The following is an 18,322-nucleotide window of genomic DNA, read 5'->3' as shown; positions in this document are numbered from 1 at the left end:
ACAGCGCAGCGTCGGATGGAAAACAAGGCTCAATACCCCCGCGCCACATCCACAAGGTTGAGCAGCGGCTCGCCCGCGCGCAGGCGGCGCAGGTTCTCCAGGCACTGGCGGGCCACGGTGTCGGCCGAGGCCTGGGCCGCGATGTGCGGCGTGACAAAGGCCTTGGGATGGCCCCAGACCCTGTTGCCAGGCTGGGGCGGTTCGTCGCGCAGCACGTCCAGCGCGGCGCCGGCCAGGTGGTCTTCGTCGAGCAGGGCCAGCAGGTCGTCTTCCACCACCTGTTCGCCGCGCCCCACGTTGATGAAGTAGGCGCCGCGCGGCAGCAGGGACAGGGTGCGGCGGTCCAGCAGGTCGCGCGTCTCGGGCGTGAGCGGCAAGGCGCAGACCAGGATGTCGCTGGTGGACAGCAGTTGCTTCAGACCTTCGGCACCGCTGTGCGTGGCCAGGCCTGCAATGCTCTTGGCGCTGCGGCTCCAGCCTGCGACGGGGTAGCCGATGGCCTGCATGGCGCCAGCCACGAAGCGGCCGACCTCGCCCAGGCCCAGGATGCCCACGCGGCAGTCGGCGCTGGCGCGCACGGGGCGGCGCAGCCAGTCGCCGGCCTGCTGCTGGCGCGCGAACAGGTCCAGCTCGCGCGTGTGGCGCAGCGCGGTGCCCACCACGTACTGGGCGATCTCCACATGCTGCTGCGGATCGACCGTGCGCGCCACGGGCAGGCCGGCCGGCAGGTCAGGCACGGCCAGCAGCTTGTCCACGCCCGCGCTGGGCGCGCACAGCAGCTTCAGGCCCGGATAGGCCGGCAGCACGCCCGGCTTGAGGCTCCAGGCGAGCATGGCCTCGACCGCATCGGCCGGCGCCTCTTCACGGTGGCCCCAGACCTGCACGCCGGGCGCCAGCGCGCGCAGAGAATCGACGATGGGCGCGCCCATGCTCGGATGGATGTTGACCAGAATTCCCATTGATTTCTCCATGAATCTGAGCACTGTTCGCTGCCTGCGAAACAGCAACAGCCCAAGCGCGGGACACCAAGCAAGGGCCTATGCCGGCCGCGCCGCCCCGCCGAGAGGGTGTCGTCTCCCTCCCTCGCGCAGCGAGTAGAGAGGCGCCGTGCAACGGGGGAAGGCGTGCAGCGACTCAGGGAGTGCTATTGCTTGTAAGAAGGATCGATTCGATCAAGACGGCGCAGCAGGCCGGGCCAGGCCAGGCCTGCGCCCTTGCCCTTGGTGACCTGGCGCGACTGGTTGACCGCATCGGCAATGATGTCCTGCGGGATGCGCGTGAGCTCGCCGCCGCCCGACTGCGCCAGGATCTGGATGCGGCAGGCCGACTCCAGCGTGTACATGGCCAGCACGGCCTCGGCCACGTTGCGGCCGCAGGTCAGCAGGCCGTGGTTGCGCAGGATGAGGAAGTTGCTGGCGCCCAGGTCATCGACCAGGCGCGGCTTCTCGTCGTCGCGCAGGGCCACGCCTTCGTAGTCGTGGTAGGCCAGGCGCGCCAGCGGGAAGATGGACTGCTGCGAGATGGGCAGCAGCCCCTCCTTCTGCGCCGAGACGGCCACGCCATAGCGCGTGTGCGTGTGCAGCACGCACTGCACCTCGGGGCGGCCGTCGTGGATGGCGCTGTGGATGACGAAGCCGGCCGGGTTGACGTCGTACTCGGTCTCCATCAGCGGCCGGCCCTCGTGGTCCACCTTGACCAGGCTGGACGCGGTGATCTCGTCGAACAGCATGCCGTAGGGGTTGATCAGGAACTGGTCGGGCTGGCCCGGCACGCGCGCCGAGATGTGGGTGAAGATCAGGTCGTCCCAGCCGAAGTGGGCGACCAGCCGGTAGGCGGCGGCCAGCTCGATGCGGGTCTGCCATTCCTCGGCCGTCACCTGGCGGCGGACCTCGGACATCGTGGTGTCGTTGCTCATGGGGTGTACCTCTTGGTGGACATCGTTTGGAGAAAGCATCCGCCGGTTCAGCGCCCCGTCGCGTACTGGTCGCGCAGCTCGCGCTTGAGCACCTTGCCGATGGCGCTGCGCGGCAGCTCGGCAATGAAGCGCAGGTCCGCCAGGCGCTGGGTCTTGCCGGCCCGCTGGTTGTACCAGCCCATGATGTCTTCGGGCAGGGCCGGCTGCCCCGCGCGCGACACCACATAGGCCACGGGCGTCTCGCCCCATTGCTCGGACGGCACGCCGACCACGGCCACGTCGTCCACTGCCGGGTGGGCGCGCAGCTGGGTTTCCAGGTCGCTGGGGTAGATGTTGAAGCCGCCGCTGATGATCATGTCCTTGCGGCGGTCGAACAGGGTGAGGAATCCATCGGCATCGAAGCGGCCCACGTCGCCCGTGCGGATGAAGCGCTTGCCCGTGGGGTCGAACCATTCGGCCTCGCGCGTCTTGGCGGGCTGGCCGTGGTAGCCGGTCATCATGCTGGCCGAATGGCCCACGACCTCGCCATCCTCGCCCGGGGCGACCTCGCGGCCGTCCTCGTCGATGAGGCGGATGTCATGGCCCTCGGCGGGCTTGCCCACGGTGTGCAGCTTGTCCTGGTGCAGATGGGCTTCGAGGATGCAGGTGCCGCCGCCTTCGGTCATGCCGTAGAACTCGGTCAGGCTGCCGGGCCAGCGCGCCACCACGTCGGCCTTGAGCTCGGCCCGGAACGGCGCGCTGGTGCAGAACTTGGCGCGGAAGCTGGACAGGTCATGCTCGCCGAACTGCGGCAGCGCCATGATGCGCTGGTACTGCACGGGCACCAGCATGGTGTGGGTGACGCGGTGCTGCTGGGCCAGCTGCAGGTAGCGGGCCGCGTCGAATTTGGGCATCAGCACCACGCAGCCGCCGCTGCCCAGCGTGGGGAAGAACACCACCAGCGTGGTGTTGGAGTACAGCGGCGTGGCCAGCAGCGTCGTGCCCTCGGGGCCGTAGCCGTAGACACTGCCCCGGTTGATGTGGGCCCAGCGCATGCCGTGCGACTGCACGATGCCCTTCGGAACCCCCGTGGTGCCCGAGGAATAGATGATGTTGAACGGCGCGGCCGGCTCCACGCTCACGGGCGCGGGCTGCGCGCCTTCGGGCGCCAGCCAGTCGTCAAAGGCCCGGCCGGGCGCGGCGCCGTCCAGCGAGATGCATTGCAGGGCGCTGTCTACTGGCACCAGGTCCTGGGCCGCCTTGTCGAGGAACAGGTGGCGCGCCTGGGCATCGCGCAGCATGGAGGCCAGGCTGTCGGCCGTGGAGGACGGCGCCAGCGGCGCAACCACCACGCCCGCGCGCAAGGCGCCCAGGAACAGCGCGGCATAGCGCACCGAGTTCAACGCGCAGATGGCGATGGCCTGGCCAGGCTGCACGCCGTCGCGCTGCAGCGCGGCAGCCACGCGGTCCATGAGGGCGTCAAGCTGCGCATAGCTCAGGGTCTGCTGGTCGTCGCGCAGGGCGGCATGGGCCGGCTGCTGGCGCGCGTGGCTGCGGATCAGCTCGGCCAGCGTGGTGAAGGGCGCATCGGGCGAAGGCAGGGAGACAGTCATGAGGGACTCCGTTTCACGAATTCACGAATCTCAAGCGGACTGCGCCCGCCAGCCCCCTGGCCCTGCGGGCGCATTGGAGGAGGGGCCTACTTGGCGGCCAGGCCCAGGCGGTCGATCAGGACCTTGTCCTTGGCATAGGCCTCGCGCACCCACTGCGCATAGTCGGCGCCGGAGCGGTACCAGGCGTCCTGGTTCAGCTGCTTGAGCACCTCGATGTGGCGCGGGTCATCCATGGCCTTCTTGAAGGCGTCGTGCAGCTTGCGCACCACGGCCGGGTCCATGCCCTTGGGGCCGGCCAGTCCGTAGGGCGAGGTGGAGACCACGCCATAGCCCAGCTCCTTGGCCGTGGGCACGTCGGGCCAGCGCTGGGTGCGCTTTTCGCCGAAGGTCATGAGCAGGCGCATCTGGCCGCCATCCACATAGGTGTCCCAGCCCGAGGCATCGCTTTGCGCGGCCACGTGGCCGCCCAGCAGGGCCTGCTGCAGGTCGGCGTTGCCCTTGAAGGGCACGTGGTTGAGCGTGACCTTGGCGTTCTCGGCCAGCTCCTCCATCAGCAGGTGGGGCGAGGAGCCTATGCCGGTGGAGCCGTACTCGATCTTGCCGGGGCTCTTGCGCGCGGCGGCAATGTATTCGTTGAAGCTCTTGTAGGGCGAGTCCGAGCGCACCGTGAAGCCGAAGGTGTAGCCCGAGACGCCGATGATGTAGGTGAAGTCCGTGAGCGGATTCCAGGCCGTCTTCTGCATGTGCGCCATGCGCAGCATGGACATGGGGAACTGGGTGATGGTGTAGCCATCGGGCTTGGCCGTGCGGGACATGTTGCCCGGGCCCAGCGTGCCGCCCGCGCCGGGCTTGTTCTCCACGATGATGGTCTGGCCCAGCTGCTTGCCCGCGATGTCGGCCAGGGTGCGCATGTGGCGGTCGGTGGAGCCGCCTGCGGGGAAAGGCACGATCAGCGTGATCGGGCGCGTGGGAAAGTCGCTGGCCTGGGCCCATGCCGGTGCACTCGCGCCCGTGGTGGCCACAAAGACAACAGCCGCAAGCGCAAGGCTGCGGCGGCCAATGGAAATCTGCATATCTGTCTCCTGCATCTCTGAACCAGGTGGGGCCGGGGCACATGCCTTGTGTGCCGCTCTGGCCAGGGCCCGGATACTTCACCCGGGCCCGTTGGCACCGCCTCCCGGTGCGGCGCCTTGCATTCTTACAGCGACTGCACCAGCTCGGGCACGGCCTGGAACAGGTCGGCCTCCAGGCCGTAGTCGGCCACCGAGAAGATAGGCGCCTCGGGGTCCTTGTTGATCGCCACGATCACCTTGGAGTCCTTCATGCCGGCCAAGTGCTGGATGGCGCCGGAAATACCGGCCGCAATGTACAGCTGGGGCGCGACGATCTTGCCGGTCTGGCCCACCTGCAGGTCATTGGGCGCATAGCCTGCGTCCACCGCTGCGCGCGATGCGCCGATGGCGGCGCCCAGCTTGTCGGCCAGAGGGGTCATGACTTCGTTGAACTTCTCGCTGCTGCCCAGCGCGCGACCACCGGAGACGATGATCTTGGCGGCCGTCAGTTCCGGGCGGTCGTTCTTGGTGACCTCGCGGCCCACGAAGCTGCTCTTGCCGTTGTCGCCGGCGGCGGCCAGCTGCTCCACCTGGGCGCTGCCGCCCGTGGTGGCTGCCGCATCAAAGCCCGTGCCGCGCACGGTGATGACCTTGATCTTGTCGCTGCTTTGCACCGTGGCAATGGCGTTGCCCGCGTAGATGGGGCGCTCGAAGGTGTCGGCGCTGTCCACCTTGGTGATGTCGCTGATCTGGGCCACGTCCAGCTTGGCGGCCACGCGCGGCGCGGCGTTCTTGCCGCTGGCGGTGGCGGGGAACAGGATGTGGCTGTAGTTGGCAGCAATCGCCAGCACTTGCGCCGCGATGTTCTCGGCCAGGCCGTCCTTCAGGCTGGCACCGTCGGCGTGGATGACCTTGGACACGCCGGCGATCTGGGCCGCAGCCTGCGCAGCGGCGCCGGCATTCTCACCCGCCACCAGCACATGCACGTCGCCGCCGCAGGCCAGGGCCGCAGTGACGGTGTTGAGCGTGGCGCTCTTGATGGAAGCGTTGTCGTGTTCTGCAATAACGAGGGATGTCATGTCTGCGAATTCCTTTAGATGACCTTGGCTTCGTTCTTGAGCTTGCTGACCAGGGTCGCCACATCGGGCACCTTCACGCCAGCGCCGCGCTTGGCGGGCTCGGCCACCTTGAGCGTCTTCAGGCGCGGGGCCACATCGACGCCCAGCTCTTCAGGCTTGACCGTGTCCAGCTGCTTTTTCTTGGCCTTCATGATGTTGGGCAGCGTGACGTAGCGCGGCTCGTTCAGGCGCAGATCGGTGGTGATGACGGCCGGCAGGCTCAGGGCCAGGGTTTCCAGGCCGCCGTCCACTTCACGCGTGACATTCACCTTGTCGCCAGCGACCTCGACCTTGGAGGCGAAGGTGGCTTGCGGCAGGTCGGCCAGGGCCGCCAGCATCTGGCCGGTCTGGTTGGCATCGTCGTCGATGGCCTGCTTGCCCAGGATGATCAGGCCGGGTTGTTCCTTGTCCACCAGGGCCTTGAGCAGCTTGGCCACGGCCAGGGGCTGCAGTTCCTCTGTGGTCTCCACCAGGATGCCGCGGTCGGCACCGATGGCCATGGCCGTGCGCAGGGTTTCCTGGCACTGGGCCACGCCGCAGGAGACGGCGATGACCTCGGTGGCCACGCCCTTTTCCTTGAGGCGAACGGCTTCTTCGACGGCGATTTCGTCAAAGGGGTTCATGCTCATCTTGACGTTGGCGATGTCCACGCCCGTGCCGTCCGACTTCACGCGGACCTTCACGTTGTAGTCCACGACACGTTTGACGGGTACAAGGATTTTCATGAGAAAGCTCTTTCCTGGTTTTTGAAGTACGACCTACGCAAGAAGGAACAAGGCAAGCGGCTTGCCATGGGGCGCAGCACGTTGTCGCATCCTGTTTGCGTAAGTCCTGTGAAGATGGGCGGTCAGCGGGCCAGGCCGGCCAGCCGCTCGTTGATCAGTGCATGGGCCTGGTCCATGATGCCGGAGATCAGCTGCTGGACCGTGGGCACGTCGTGGATCAGGCCGGCCACCATGCCGCAGGACCAGACGCCCGCGTCCATGTCGCCGTCATGCATGATGCGCGGATAGACGCCGGCCACCTCGGGCGCGATGTCGGCAAAGGTGATGGCCGCGCCCAGCTCGCGCTCCTTTTGCAGCAGGCGCTCGGTGGCCGGGTTGGTCAGCACGCGCTCGGTGTTGCGCAGCGGGCGCATGACAAGGCGCGTGTCCAGCTCGCTGGCCGCGACGATGGCCTGCTTGACGTTGTCGTGCACGGGCGCTTCCTGCGTGGCAATGAAGCGCGTGCCCATGTTGATGCCCTCGGCGCCCAGCGCCAGCGCAGCCACCAGCGAGCGGCCGTCGGCCATGCCGCCCGAGGCGACGAAGGGAATCTTCAGTTCTTCGGCCGCGCGCGGCAGCAGGATGAAATTGGGGATGTCGTCCTCGCCCGGATGGCCGCCGCATTCGAAGCCGTCCACGCTGATGGCGTCGCAGCCGATGGCCTCGGCCTTGAGCGCATGGCGCACCGAGGTGCACTTGTGGATGACCTTGATGCCGGCTTCCTTGAGCGCGGGCAGCCATTTCTGCGGGTTGTTGCCCGCCGTCTCCACGACCTTGACGCCGCCTTCGATGATGGCCTTGACGTAGCCCGGGTAGTCGGGCGGGTTGACCGAGGGCAGGAAGGTCAGGTTGACGCCGAAGGGCTTGTCCGTCATCTCGCGGCAGCGGGCGATCTCGCGCGCCAGCAGTTCGGGCGTGCGCTGGGTCAGGCCCGTGATCAGCCCCAGGCCGCCCGCGTTGGAGACGGCGGCGGCCAGTTCGGCCAGGCCCACATGGTGCATGCCACCCTGGATGATGGGGTGCTCGATGCCAAAGAGTTCGGTGATGCGTGTCTTCATGTCGATGTCACTCCACTGCAATGCCCTTGTCGCGGATCAGCTGGCCCCAGCGCGTGTAGTCCTGCTGGATGCGCTGGCCCAGCTGGGCGGGGTTCTGGTAGGCGGCGATGGCGCCTGCGTTGAGCAGCTTTTCCTGGATGTCCTTGTCGGCCAGGATCTGCTGCACTTCGCTGGCGATGCGGTCCACCACGGCCTTGGGCGTGCCCTTGGGCGCCAGCAGGCCGCCCCAGGAGACGGCGTCGTAGCCCTTGATGCCCTGCTCGGCAATGGTCCTGGTGTCGGGCAGCATGGCCACGCGCTGGGGCGATCCCACGGCGATGGCGCGCAGCTTGCCGGCCTGGATGTGGGGCAGCGCGGCCACGAGGTCGGCATACATGATGGGCACCTGGCCGCCGATGGTGTCGGTGATGGCGGGCACGCCGCCCTTGTAGGGCACGTGCTGCATGTCGAAGCCGGCCATCTGCTTGAGCAGCTCCATGCTCAGGTGGCCGAAGCTGCCTGCGCCCGAGCTGGTGTAGTTGAGCGCGACCTTCTGCGCCTTGGCGTGGGCGATCAGGCTCTTGAGGTCGGTGACATCGGGCAGCAGCGTGGGATTGACCACGATGACGATGGGCAGGTCATAGACCGTGGCCACGGGCGTGAAGTCCTTGACGGTGTCGTAGCCGGCCTTCTTGTACAGGTGCGGCGCCAGCAGCGTGGGCGTGGCCAGCATCATCAGCGTGTAGCCGTCGGCCGGGCTCTTGGCGACCTGCACGGCCGCGATCGAGCCCGAGGCGCCGGGGCGGTTTTCCACCACCACGGTCTGCTTGAGACGCTCGCCCAGCTTCTGGCCCACGATGCGCGATGCCGTGTCGGTGGGGCCGCCCGCCGGGAAGGGCACGACCAGCCGCAGCATCTTGCTGGGCCAGCCGGTCTCGGCCAGGGCGCCGCCGGCCAGGCCGGCCAGCAGCGGGGCTGCGGCCAGGGCCAGAACGCTGCGCCGCGTGGGGCGTGCCGGGGATGCGGGATTGCGCGTGTACATGAAGTCTCCTCTCAAAGCTGTCTCAGCAGTCGTCGGTGGCGGCCCGCTGCCGCGGGCCGGAAAAATCCAGTCATATCAGCTATCCATGGCGCTCGCGCCGCCTGCAGTCCATGAAACCGGCGCAGCCCAACCCCAGGGACACCGAGGAAGGGCCGCCCCGCACCGAGGGTGTCGTCCCCCTTTCAGGGGGAAGGCGCGAAGCGACTCAGGGGGTTCAATCAAGCTTCGCGCCGGCTTCCTCCACCAGCGCCTTCCAGATCGGCATGTCGCGCTGGTAGTTCTCGCGGAAGGCCTGCGGGCTGTTCATCAGCGGCATGAAGCCTGCTCCCACGGTGCGCTCCAGCACCTTGGGGTCCTTGGCGATTTCGCGCAGGTGGCCGTAGAGCTGGTCCACGATCTCCTTGGGCACGCCGGCCGGCGCGCCCATGGCCACCCAGCCGTAGATGGCGTAGGCGTCGTCGGTGACGCCCTGTTCATGGATGGTGGGCAGCTTGGGCAGGATTTCCATGCGCTCCTTGCCGGTGACGCCGATGGCCTTGAGCTTGCCCGAGTCGATGAAGGGCTTGGTGTTGAGCGCGCTGGAAAAGCACATCTGCAGCTGGCCGCCGATCAGCTCCTGGATCATGGGCGCCTCGCCCTTGTAGGCGGCGTGGGTCATGTCGGCGTCCATGGTCTTGCTCATGTAGGCACCGGCCAGGTGGGCATACGAGCCCACGCCCCAGGAGCCGTACGAGAGCTTGCCCTTGTTGGCCTTCACGTAGGCCAGCAGCTCCTTCATGTTGTTGGCCGGCACCGAGGGATGGACCACCAGGGTGACGGGCGCCGCCGCGATCTGGGTGACCAGGGCGATGTCCTTTTGCGGGTTGTAGGGCAGCTTGGTGTAGAGGAACTGGTTGATCAGCATGGAGGTGCTGAGCGAGACCAGCAGGGTGTGGCCGTCGGCGGGCGCCTTGACCACGGCGTCCGTGCCCAGGATGCCGGCCGCACCCGCGCGGTTGTCGATGACCACGGGCTGGCCCACGCGCCTGGCCAGGGCCTCGCCGATGGTGCGCGCAATGATGTCGGTGGCGCCGCCCGCGTTGAAGGGCACGACCACGCGGATGGGCTTGGTGGGCCACGCTGCCGGCTTGCCGGCCTGTGCGAGGGCGCTGGTGGCGCCCGTGGCCAGCAGGCTGGTGCCGCCGATGGCGGCCAGCCCTTGAAGAATGTCGCGGCGTGTGACTTGGTTGCTCATGGCTTTGTCTCCTGGGTGTTGCTGTCTATGGGTGCCGTCTTGGTGCGGCATGCAAACCTGGCGGTTCGGGAGCCGGGCATCAATGGCCCCCGTGGAATCAGTCGCGGGATCGGTCCTCTTATCCCTGTTGCGCAGGCGTCTCGGGCAGGGTCAGCACGCCCTTGGACTGCAGCTGCCGCAGCTGCTCGTCGCTCATGCTCAGCAGCCGGTGCAGCACCTCGCGCGTGCCCTCGCCCAGCGTGGGCGGTGCATGGCGGATGGGCAGGCGCTGGCCGTCCAGGCGGTAGGGCGGCGCGAACACGGGCGTGGTGCCGACCACGGGGTGGGGCATGTCCTGCAGCAGGCCGCCACGGCGCGTGCGCTCGCTGGTCAGGGCCTCGTGCAGGCCGGCCACGCGGCCGCAGGGGATGCCGGCGGCCGTCAGGCGCTCCAGCAGCAGATCGCGCGGGAAGGAGCGGATCAGTTCCTTGAGCATGGGGCCCAGTTCCAGGCGGTTCCTGGCGCGGTTGACGTTGGTGGAGAAACGCTCGTCCTCGACGATGTCGGGGCGCATCACCACCTGGCGGCAGAACTTGTCGAACTGGGCGTTGTTGCCCACGGCAATGATCAGCGGCCCGTCGGCCGCCTCGTACATGCCGTAGGGAACGATGGAAGGGTGGGCATTGCCGTAGCGCTCGGGGTCGTGGCCCAGCTGCATGGCGTCCAGGCCGTAGTAGCCGGTGATCATGATGCCGCTGTCGTACAGCGCCATCTCGATGAGGCGGCCCTTGCCCGTGCGCTCGCGGCGGAACAGCGCGGCCAGGATGGCCTGGGCCGCGTACATGCCGGTCATGAGGTCGACCACGGCCACGCCGAACTTGAGCGGCGGCGTGCCGGCCTCGCCGTTGAGCGCCATGAGGCCGGCCTCGCCCTGGATGACCAGGTCGTAGCCGGGGCGCCTGGCCTCGGGGCCGCTGCTGTCATAGCCGGCCACGGCGCAGTAGATGATGCCGGGCTTGATGGCCTTGAGCTGCTCGTAGCCCAGGCCCAGCTTCTCGGCGCCGCCGGTCTTGAAGTTGTGGATGACCACGTCGAACTGGGGCAGCAGGTCGTGGACGATCTTCACGCCCTCGGGGGTCTGCAGGTCCAGCGTGATGGACCGCTTGTTGCGGTTCATGCTGTTGTAGTAGGTGGTCTCGGTCTTGCCGATGCGCAGGCCCCAGTCGCGCGTGTCGTCGCCGCGGCCCGGGTGCTCGACCTTGACCACTTCGGCGCCGAAGTCGGCCAGCACCATGCCGCACAGCGGCCCCGCGAACACGCGCGAGAGGTCGAGCACGCGCACACCCTCCAGCGGGAAGTCGATGTCGCCCGATTTTTCCTTGCTTGCCATCTTGTCTCCTTGAGATTCCTCTATTCAACAACGTCCATACGGCTCATAACCCTTGCAACTGGCGTGGCCCAAACCCGGGGCGCCTAGCAAGGGCCGCCCCGCAGCGAGGGCGCCGTCCCCCTCCCGCGTAGCGAGAGAGGGGGAAGCGGCGCAGCCGCTCAGGGGGTGCTTCATTTCAGCCGCGCAGCTTGGTGAAGTCGGCGCTGCGCTTTTCGAGGAAGGCGCCAATGCCTTCGCGCGATTCCTCGCTCTCCTGCGAGCGCACCATGTACTGCGCCTCCAGCTCCAGCTGCTCTTCCAGCGTGTTGCGCGGCGCCTGGCGGCACAGGTCCTTGATCAGGGCCATGGCCTGGTCGGGTCCGGTGGCCACCTGGGCGGCCAGCGCCACGGCGTCGGCCTGGGCCTGGCCCGGTTCGGACAGGCGGTTGACGGGGCCCAGGGCATGCAGGCGCTCGCCGCTGATGCGCTCGCCGGTCAGGCACAGCTCGGTCAGCACCTGGCGCGAGACGAACTCGGCCAGGAAGGCGGTGGCGCCGCCATCGGGCGTGAGGCCGACCTTGACGTAGGCGACCGAGAACACGGCGTTCTTCGCCGCCACCAGCATGTCGCAGGCCAGGGCCAGCGACAGGCCCGCGCCAGCCGCCGCGCCTTCGACGGCGGCGATCACGGGCTTGGGAAAGTCGCGCACGCTGCGGATCAGGTCATGCAGGCCTTCGAGCTTGGCGCGTCGCTCCTGCACCGGCAGCTCGCGGCGCTTGGCCAGCTGGCGCAGGTCGCCGCCCGCGCAGAAGTGGCCGCCCTCGCCCGTGAGCACCACGGCGCCCACGGTGGGGTCGGCCGCCGCGCTCCTGAGCGCCGCCGTGACGGCCGCGTAGAACTCGGGCGACAGCGCATTGCGCGCGGCCACATTGTTGTTGGACAGCACCAGCACGGCGCCTTCGCGGCGGGTCAGCAGGACTTGGTTCGCTTCGGTCATGGCGGCTTTCCTTGGCTCAGTGCTGGGCACTCAGGGCGATGTAACGCGACAGATGGTGGTCCTCGTCGCCGAACTGGTGGTCGATCATGACCAGGCGCTTGGCGTAGTGGGCCAGGGGCAACTCCCAGGTCATGCCGATGCCGCCATGCATCTGGATGCTTTCCTCGGCCACCAGGGTGCCGATGCGGCCGATGCTGTACTTGGCGGCCGACAGGGCCTTCTCGCGCGCCACGCGGTCTTCGTCCGCAATGGCGGCGGCCGCGTTGATCACGGCCGAGCGCGCCTGCTCCACTTCCAGCAGCAGGTCGGCCATGCGGTGCTGCAGGGCCTGGAAGCTGCCGATGGGCACGCCGAACTGCTTGCGCGTGCGCAGGTACTCCAGCGTCTGGTCCTTGGCCACGTCCATGGCGCCCACGGCCTCGGCGGTCAGCGCCAGCACGGCGTAGCCGCTGACACGTTCCAGCAGGGACAGGCCCCGGCCTTCTTCGCCCAGCAAGGCGTCTGCGCCGACCTGCACCTTGTCCAGCACCAGCTCGGCGGCGCGGCCGCCTTCGATGCGGTTGTAGCCGCGCTTTTGGATGCCTGCGGCATTGCCGGGGACCAGGAACAGGCTGATGCCGGCCTCGTCGTACTGGCTGCCCGAGGTGCGGGCCGAGACCAGCAGCAGGTCGGCCTTCTCGCCGAAGGCGACCACGCCCTTGGCGCCGTTCAGCACCCAGCCGTCGCCGCTGCGCACGGCCGTGGTGGCGACGTTGTTGAGCTCGTAGTGGCTGCCGGGCTCGTCATGGGCCAGGGCCGCGATGGACGTGCCGCCGATGATGGCTGCCAGCTGTTCCTTTTGCGCATCGCTGCCGGCCGCGATCAGGGCCTGGCCCACGACCAGGGCGCCCAGCAGCGGCTCGGCCACCAGGCCGCGGCCCAGGCATTCGAAGACCACGCTGATGTCGAAGCCCTGGCCGCCGAAGCCGCCAGCGTCTTCCGGGAACAGCGCGCCGATGGCGCCGATGTCCGCGAACTGCCCGTACAGCAGCGGGCTGTGGCCTTCCTCGCCATAGGCGACGTGGTTGCGCGCCTCGATGGCGTACTGCTCGGAGACGAAGCGGTTGAGGCTGTCCGCCAGCATGCGGCGGTCTTCGGTGTGTTCGAAGTTCATTGAAGACTCTTCTTTCTTCCCATCGGGTTTATCCATATCGCTCGGCGGGCCTGCTGCACATGCTCGGGCGCAGGCCCAAGCCAGGGACGCCCAGCAAGGGCCTAGGCCGGCCGCGCCGCCCCGCAGCGATGGCGTCGTCCCCCTTCAGGGGCGCCGTGCAACGGGGGAAGGCGCGAAGCGACTCAGGGGGTGTTCATTACAAGCCCAGGATCATCTTGGAGATGATGTTCTTCTGGATTTCGTTGGAGCCGCCGAAGATCGACAGCTTGCGGTAGTTGAAGTACGCGGCGGCGGCCGTGGCGGCAGCCGCGTCGCCGATGGCAGGCTGGTCGTAGCCGGCCTGCAGGGCCTCTTCGATGAAGGGCGCGGCGTAGGGGCCCATGGCGCGGCGCACCAGGGACAGGATTTCCTGGCGGATCTCGGTGCCGCGGATCTTGAGCATGGAGCTTTCGGCGCCCGGCACGCCGCCGCCGGCCACGGCGGCGATCACGCGCAGGTTGGTGGTCTTCATGTTCTCCAGGTCGATCTCGACCTTGGCCAGGCGGGCCGCGAACAGCGGGTCCTGCGTCAGCGGCTTGCCGTTGCGCAGCATGCGGCCGGCGACGGCCTTGAGCTTTTCCAGGCCGGCCACCGAGAAGCCCACGCCCGCGATGTTGGTGCGCTCGTAGGTCAGCAGGTACTTGGCGTAGGTCCAGCCCTTGTTCTCCTCGCCGACCAGGTTCTCCACGGGCACCCTGACGTCGGTGAAGAAGACTTCGTTGACCTCGTGCTCGCCGTCCAGCGTGATGATGGGGCGCACTTGCACGCCGGGCGAGTTCATGTCCACCAGCAGGAAGCTGATGCCCTGCTGCGCCTTGGCCTCGCGGTTGGTGCGCACCAGGCAGAAGATCATGTTGGCGTGCTGGCCCAGCGTGGTCCAGGTCTTCTGGCCGTTGACGATGTAGTGATCTCCATCGCGCACGGCCGACGTCTTGACCGAGGCCAGGTCCGAGCCCGAACCCGGCTCCGAATAGCCCTGGCACCACCAGTCGGCGCCATTGAGGATGCGCGGCAGCCAGTGGGCCTTCTGCGCCTCGTTGCCGTACTTGATCAGGACGGGGCCCAGCATGCTCAGCCCGAAGGGCACGATGCGCGGCGTGCCCGCCAGTGCGCATTCATGCTCGAAGATGAATTTCTGCACCGCGCTCCAGCCCGGGCCGCCGTGCTGCTCGGGCCAGTGGTTGGCCAGCCAGCCGCGCTCGTTGAGGATGGCGTGCCAGCGCTCCATGTCCTGCTTGCTCAGTTGCAGGCCGTTCCTGACCTTGTGCGACAGGTCCTCGGGCAGCTTGTCCTTGAGGAAGCCGCGAACCTCGTCGCGGAAGGCCAGTTCTTCAGTCGTAAATTGCAAATCCATTGCTATTCCCCAGTAATCCGTGGCGTTGTAAGCCGTTTGCAGCCCTGAAATTGGCGTGCCCTAAGCGAGGGACGCCGAGCAAGGGCCGCCCCGCAGCAAGGGCGTCGTTCCCCTCCCGCGAAGCGAGAGAGGGGGAAGCGGCGCCAGCCGCTCAGGGGGTGCTTATTCAATAAATCTCGAACAGGCCTGCGGCGCCCATGCCACCTGCGATGCACATGGTGACCACGCCCCACTTGGCCTTGCGGCGCCGGCCTTCCAGCAGGATGTGGCCCGCCAGGCGCGCACCCGTCATGCCGAAGGGGTGGCCGATGGAGATGGCGCCGCCGTTGACGTTCAGGCGTTCGTTGGGAATGCCCAGCTTGCGCTGGCAGTACAGGGCCTGGGAGGCGAAGGCCTCGTTGAGTTCCCACAGGTCGATGTCCTCGACCTTGAGGCCGTGGCGCGCCAGCAGCTTGGGGACCGCGAAGACGGGGCCGATGCCCATTTCGTCAGGCTCGCAGCCGGCCACGGCAAAGCCGCGGAAGGCGCCCAGCGGGGACAGGCCCAGGCGCTCGGCCTGCCTGGCTTCCATCAGCACGCAGGCCGACGATCCATCGGACAGCTGCGAGGCATTGCCGGCCGTGATGAACTGGTCCGGGCCCTTGACGGGTTCCAGCTTGGCCAGGCCTTCCAACGTGGTGGAGGCGCGGTTGCAGTTGTCCTTGGTGGCGACCACGTCGCGGTAGGTGATCTCGCCCGTGTCCTTGTTCTTCTCGGCCATGCGCGTGGCGCAGGCAATGATTTCGTCCTTGAACAGGTCGGCGGCCTGGGCGGCGGCCGTGCGCTGCTGGCTTTGCAGCGAGAAGGCGTCCTGGTCCTCGCGGCTGATGCCGTAGCGGCGCGCCACGATGTCGGCCGTGTCGATCATGGCCATGTACAGCGCGGGCTTGTGCTCGACCAGCCAGGGGTCCATGTCGGTGGGCAGGTTGTTGCCGGGGCGGATGCCCGAGATGGTCTCGATGCCGCCGGCCAGCATGGCGTCCACGCCCTCGGCCACGATGCGGCCCGCCGCGATGGCGATGGACTGCAGGCCCGAGGCGCAAAAGCGCGTGATGGTCGTGCCCGCGATGGACAGGGGCAGCTCGGCGCGCAGCACGGTCTGGCGGCCCAGGTTGCGGCCCTGGAAGCCGTCGGGGTTGCCGCAGCCCAGGATCAGGTCCTCGATCATGGCCGGGTCGATGCCCGAGCGCTCGACCGCGGCCTTGACCGAGAAGGCCGCCAGCTGGGCGGCGGGCGTGACGTTGAACTCGCCGCGGTGCGACTTGGTCAGGGGCGTGCGGGCAGTGGAAACGATGACGGCTTCGCGCATGGTCGGTCCTTGCTTGTCTCTGGAAAATTGTTGTGGTTGTGCACGGCCCTGCCCGCTCTGCGTTGGACGGAGCGGGTCAAGGGCATGGCGGGGAAACGCGGGGGGGCTTACGCTGCCTTGTTCAAGCTTTCGAAATCGCGGCCTTCGGCGACCAGCTTTTCGAGCAGGGGAGCGGGCTTCCAGAACAGCGCGTCTTCCTTGGCGAATTCGCGGATGTCGGCCAGCACCTTGTCCAGACCTTGCATGTCGGCCCACTTCATGGGGCCGCCACGAAAGCGCGGGAAGCCGTAGCCGGACAGGAAGGTCACGTCCACGTCCAGCGGGCGCAGGGCAATGCCCTCCTCCACCACCTTGGCGCCTTCGTTGACCATGGCCGCCATGTAGCGGCGCATGATTTCCTCAGGGGTGAATTGGCGCGGCGTCACGCCCTTCTTGGCGCGCTCGGCATCGACGATGGCCAGCACTTCGGGGTCGGGCTGGCCGACGCGCGCGCCCTGCGGGTAGAGGTAGAAGCCACGGCCCGTCTTCTGGCCGAACCAGCCGCGCTCGCAGACGCGGTCGGCCACTTCGACGTAGCGGGCCTTGGGATCGCCCGATTCCAGTGCCGCCGCGCGCCGCCGCTTGCGCGTGGCCCAGCCGATGTCGCCGCCGGCCAGGTCGGTGACCTGGAACGGGCCCATCGGGTAGCCGAAGCCGCGCACGGCCTCGTCGATCTCGTAGGGGCTGGCGCCGTCTTCCATGATGTAGTCGGCAGCCTGCTTGTAGACGGCCAGGATGCGGTTGCCGATGAAGCCGTCGCAGACGCCGGCGCGCACGGGCACCTTCTTCATGCGCTTGGCCAGCTCGAAGGCCGTGGTCACCACGTCGGGCGCCACCTTGGCGGGCACCACGATCTCCAGCAGCTTCATGATGTTGGCGGGGCTGAAGAAGTGCAGGCCGATCACGTCCTGCGGGCGCGAGGTGGCGGCGGCAATGGCGTCGATGTCCAGGTAGGAGGTGTTGGTGGCCAGCACGGCGCCGGGCTTGCAGACGCGGTCCAGTTCCTTGAACACGGCCTTCTTGACTTCGAGGTCCTCGAACACGGCCTCGATCACCAGGTCCACATCCTTGATGTCGTCATAGGAGGTGCTGGGCGTGTAGCGCGCCATGACGGCGGCCTTGGCCTCCTCGGTCATGCGGCCCTTGGCGATCAGGCCGTTGTAGACCTTCTCCACATTGGCCTGGCCGCGCGCGATGGAGTCGGCGTCGCGCTCGATCATGGTCACCGTGAGGCCCGCGTCCAGCGCGGACACCGTGATGCCGGCGCCCATGGTGCCGCCGCCGATGACGGCGATCTTGGCAAAGTGGCGCGGCGCGGCAGCCTTGGCTTCGGGAATCTTGGCGGTTTCGCGCTCGGCGAAGAAGGCATGGATCAGGCCGGCGCGCTGCGGGCTGTTCAGGCATTCCACGAACAGGGCACGCTCCTTGGTGATGCCTTCGTCGAAGGGCAGCTCCACGGCGGCGCGCACGCATTCCACGATCTTCAGCGGCGAGAACAGGCCGCGGCTCTTCTTGGCGGTGTCCGCGGTCAGCGCGTCGAGTTCGGCCAGGGCGGCGGCCTTGTCGGCAATCTCGATGTCACGCGTGCGGCGCGGCGCAGTATTGGATGCCAGCAGTTCGTTGGTGTATGCCAGGCCTGCGGCGGTGGCGTCGGTGCCGTCCACCAGCTTGTCCACCAGGCCGGCGGCCAGCGCGGCCTTGGCCGACAGGTGCTTGCCGCTGAGCATGAGGTCGGCGGCCGCCTTCACGCCCATCAGGCGCGGTGCGCGCTGCGTGCCGCCGGCGCCGGGCAGCAGGCCCAGGTTGACTTCGGGCAGGCCGAGCTTGGCAGCCGGCAAAGCCAGGCGGTAGTGGGCCGACATGGCCACTTCCAGGCCGCCGCCCAGGGCCGGGCCATGGATGGCGGCGACCACGATCTTGTCGGAGGCTTCAAGGCGATTGAGCACCTCGGGCAGCGAGGGCGGCATGGCGGGCTTGCCGAATTCGCGGATGTCTGCTCCGGCGATGAAGGCCTTGCCCTCACCCACGATGAGCACGGCCTTCACGGCGGCATCCGATTCGGCCTGCTCCACGGCAGCCAGCAGGCCGGCGCGCACGGCCTGGCCCAGGGCATTCACGGGGGGATTGTTGATGCTGACCACCAGCACGGCACCATCAAGGCGGGTCTGGACCACGGAAGCCTGGGCTTGTTCGCTCATCTGTATGTCTCCGAACTTGGGTTTTCCACTCAAAACATCCATTCTTGCCACGACAATGGTTCTTTACAATCCCATGAATGATTGACAGACTG

15 protein-coding genes are annotated in these 18,322 nt (G+C 67.9%); all 15 read right to left on the bottom strand.

From position 1 onward, the window contains the following. Positions 1-29: 29 nt before the first annotated feature. The 15 genes from A9976_RS26715 to A9976_RS26645 all read right to left on the bottom strand — a co-directional run bounded on the left by A9976_RS26715 (position 30) and on the right by A9976_RS26645 (position 18,230). Entirely contained in the window at positions 30-959 is a 930-nt protein-coding gene (locus A9976_RS26715) for a glyoxylate/hydroxypyruvate reductase A (protein WP_183021496.1), read from the bottom strand. A gap of 185 nt (positions 960-1,144) precedes the next feature. Next, entirely contained in the window at positions 1,145-1,915 is a 771-nt protein-coding gene (locus A9976_RS26710) for a class II aldolase/adducin family protein (RefSeq protein ID WP_047326158.1), read from the bottom strand. 47 nt (positions 1,916-1,962) lie between these two features. Further along, entirely contained in the window at positions 1,963-3,507 is a 1,545-nt protein-coding gene (locus A9976_RS26705; RefSeq protein ID WP_183021495.1) for a class I adenylate-forming enzyme family protein, read from the bottom strand. 86 nt (positions 3,508-3,593) lie between these two features. Further along, entirely contained in the window at positions 3,594-4,580 is a 987-nt protein-coding gene (locus A9976_RS26700) for a tripartite tricarboxylate transporter substrate binding protein (protein ID WP_183021494.1), read from the bottom strand. Between the two features lie 125 nt (positions 4,581-4,705). Continuing rightward, positions 4,706-5,638 (bottom strand): electron transfer flavoprotein subunit alpha/FixB family protein, encoded by a 933-nt coding sequence (locus A9976_RS26695; RefSeq protein WP_183021493.1) that lies wholly within the window; start codon positions 5,636-5,638, stop codon positions 4,706-4,708. A 14-nt stretch (positions 5,639-5,652) separates the two neighbouring features. Continuing rightward, entirely contained in the window at positions 5,653-6,402 is a 750-nt protein-coding gene (locus tag A9976_RS26690; protein ID WP_012203332.1) for an electron transfer flavoprotein subunit beta/FixA family protein, read from the bottom strand. A 122-nt stretch (positions 6,403-6,524) separates the two neighbouring features. Then, complete coding sequence (locus tag A9976_RS26685; RefSeq protein ID WP_013804143.1) at positions 6,525-7,499, bottom strand: nitronate monooxygenase family protein; 975 nt, start codon at positions 7,497-7,499, stop codon at positions 6,525-6,527. A 7-nt stretch (positions 7,500-7,506) separates the two neighbouring features. Continuing rightward, on the bottom strand, positions 7,507-8,520 hold the full coding sequence (locus A9976_RS26680) for a tripartite tricarboxylate transporter substrate binding protein (protein ID WP_183021492.1): 1,014 nt from the start codon (positions 8,518-8,520) through the stop codon (positions 7,507-7,509). Positions 8,521-8,734: 214 nt separating this feature from the next. Then, positions 8,735-9,754, bottom strand: a complete 1,020-nt coding sequence (locus A9976_RS26675) for a tripartite tricarboxylate transporter substrate binding protein (protein ID WP_016450303.1) — start codon at positions 9,752-9,754, stop codon at positions 8,735-8,737. 118 nt (positions 9,755-9,872) lie between these two features. Then, the gene (locus A9976_RS26670; protein ID WP_183021491.1) at positions 9,873-11,123 is read right to left on the bottom strand and encodes a CaiB/BaiF CoA-transferase family protein; all 1,251 of its coding nucleotides are present in this window, start codon (positions 11,121-11,123) and stop codon (positions 9,873-9,875) included. 175 nt (positions 11,124-11,298) lie between these two features. After that, on the bottom strand, positions 11,299-12,099 hold the full coding sequence (locus A9976_RS26665; protein ID WP_183021490.1) for an oxepin-CoA hydrolase, alternative type: 801 nt from the start codon (positions 12,097-12,099) through the stop codon (positions 11,299-11,301). A 16-nt stretch (positions 12,100-12,115) separates the two neighbouring features. Then, positions 12,116-13,252 carry an acyl-CoA dehydrogenase family protein gene (locus tag A9976_RS26660; RefSeq protein WP_183021489.1) on the bottom strand — a complete coding sequence of 379 codons (1,137 nt, stop codon included), beginning with the start codon at positions 13,250-13,252 and terminating at the stop codon, positions 12,116-12,118. A 196-nt stretch (positions 13,253-13,448) separates the two neighbouring features. After that, the gene (locus tag A9976_RS26655; protein WP_183021488.1) at positions 13,449-14,645 is read right to left on the bottom strand and encodes an acyl-CoA dehydrogenase family protein; all 1,197 of its coding nucleotides are present in this window, start codon (positions 14,643-14,645) and stop codon (positions 13,449-13,451) included. 166 nt (positions 14,646-14,811) lie between these two features. Further along, positions 14,812-15,993: an acetyl-CoA C-acyltransferase gene (locus A9976_RS26650; RefSeq protein ID WP_063327246.1), complete on the bottom strand. Its 1,182-nt coding sequence runs from the start codon at positions 15,991-15,993 to the stop codon at positions 14,812-14,814. 107 nt (positions 15,994-16,100) lie between these two features. Then, positions 16,101-18,230 (bottom strand): 3-hydroxyacyl-CoA dehydrogenase NAD-binding domain-containing protein, encoded by a 2,130-nt coding sequence (locus tag A9976_RS26645; RefSeq protein ID WP_183021487.1) that lies wholly within the window; start codon positions 18,228-18,230, stop codon positions 16,101-16,103. Positions 18,231-18,322: the final 92 nt, after the last annotated feature.

Origin of the sequence: Delftia sp. UME58, from assembly GCF_014170385.1 — a bacterium.
Taxonomy (GTDB): Bacteria; Pseudomonadota; Gammaproteobacteria; order Burkholderiales; family Burkholderiaceae_C; genus Comamonas; species Comamonas acidovorans.
The sequence above is the reverse complement of the archived record's forward strand: the minus strand, read 5'-3'. Positions and strand labels throughout refer to the sequence as shown.

Excerpts from the sequence above, each read along its gene's own strand:
- A9976_RS26715 (WP_183021496.1), bottom strand. The coding sequence starts at position 959 with ATGGGAATTCTGGTCAACATCCATCCGAGCATGGGCGCGCCCATCGTC.
- A9976_RS26710 (WP_047326158.1), bottom strand. The coding sequence starts at position 1,915 with ATGAGCAACGACACCACGATGTCCGAGGTCCGCCGCCAGGTGACGGCC.
- A9976_RS26705 (WP_183021495.1), bottom strand. The coding sequence starts at position 3,507 with ATGACTGTCTCCCTGCCTTCGCCCGATGCGCCCTTCACCACGCTGGCC.
- A9976_RS26700 (WP_183021494.1), bottom strand. The coding sequence starts at position 4,580 with ATGCAGATTTCCATTGGCCGCCGCAGCCTTGCGCTTGCGGCTGTTGTC.
- A9976_RS26695 (WP_183021493.1), bottom strand. The coding sequence starts at position 5,638 with ATGACATCCCTCGTTATTGCAGAACACGACAACGCTTCCATCAAGAGC.
- A9976_RS26690 (WP_012203332.1), bottom strand. The coding sequence starts at position 6,402 with ATGAAAATCCTTGTACCCGTCAAACGTGTCGTGGACTACAACGTGAAG.
- A9976_RS26685 (WP_013804143.1), bottom strand. The coding sequence starts at position 7,499 with ATGAAGACACGCATCACCGAACTCTTTGGCATCGAGCACCCCATCATC.
- A9976_RS26680 (WP_183021492.1), bottom strand. The coding sequence starts at position 8,520 with ATGTACACGCGCAATCCCGCATCCCCGGCACGCCCCACGCGGCGCAGC.
- A9976_RS26675 (WP_016450303.1), bottom strand. The coding sequence starts at position 9,754 with ATGAGCAACCAAGTCACACGCCGCGACATTCTTCAAGGGCTGGCCGCC.
- A9976_RS26670 (WP_183021491.1), bottom strand. The coding sequence starts at position 11,123 with ATGGCAAGCAAGGAAAAATCGGGCGACATCGACTTCCCGCTGGAGGGT.
- A9976_RS26665 (WP_183021490.1), bottom strand. The coding sequence starts at position 12,099 with ATGACCGAAGCGAACCAAGTCCTGCTGACCCGCCGCGAAGGCGCCGTG.
- A9976_RS26660 (WP_183021489.1), bottom strand. The coding sequence starts at position 13,252 with ATGAACTTCGAACACACCGAAGACCGCCGCATGCTGGCGGACAGCCTC.
- A9976_RS26655 (WP_183021488.1), bottom strand. The coding sequence starts at position 14,645 with ATGGATTTGCAATTTACGACTGAAGAACTGGCCTTCCGCGACGAGGTT.
- A9976_RS26650 (WP_063327246.1), bottom strand. The coding sequence starts at position 15,993 with ATGCGCGAAGCCGTCATCGTTTCCACTGCCCGCACGCCCCTGACCAAG.
- A9976_RS26645 (WP_183021487.1), bottom strand. The coding sequence starts at position 18,230 with ATGAGCGAACAAGCCCAGGCTTCCGTGGTCCAGACCCGCCTTGATGGT.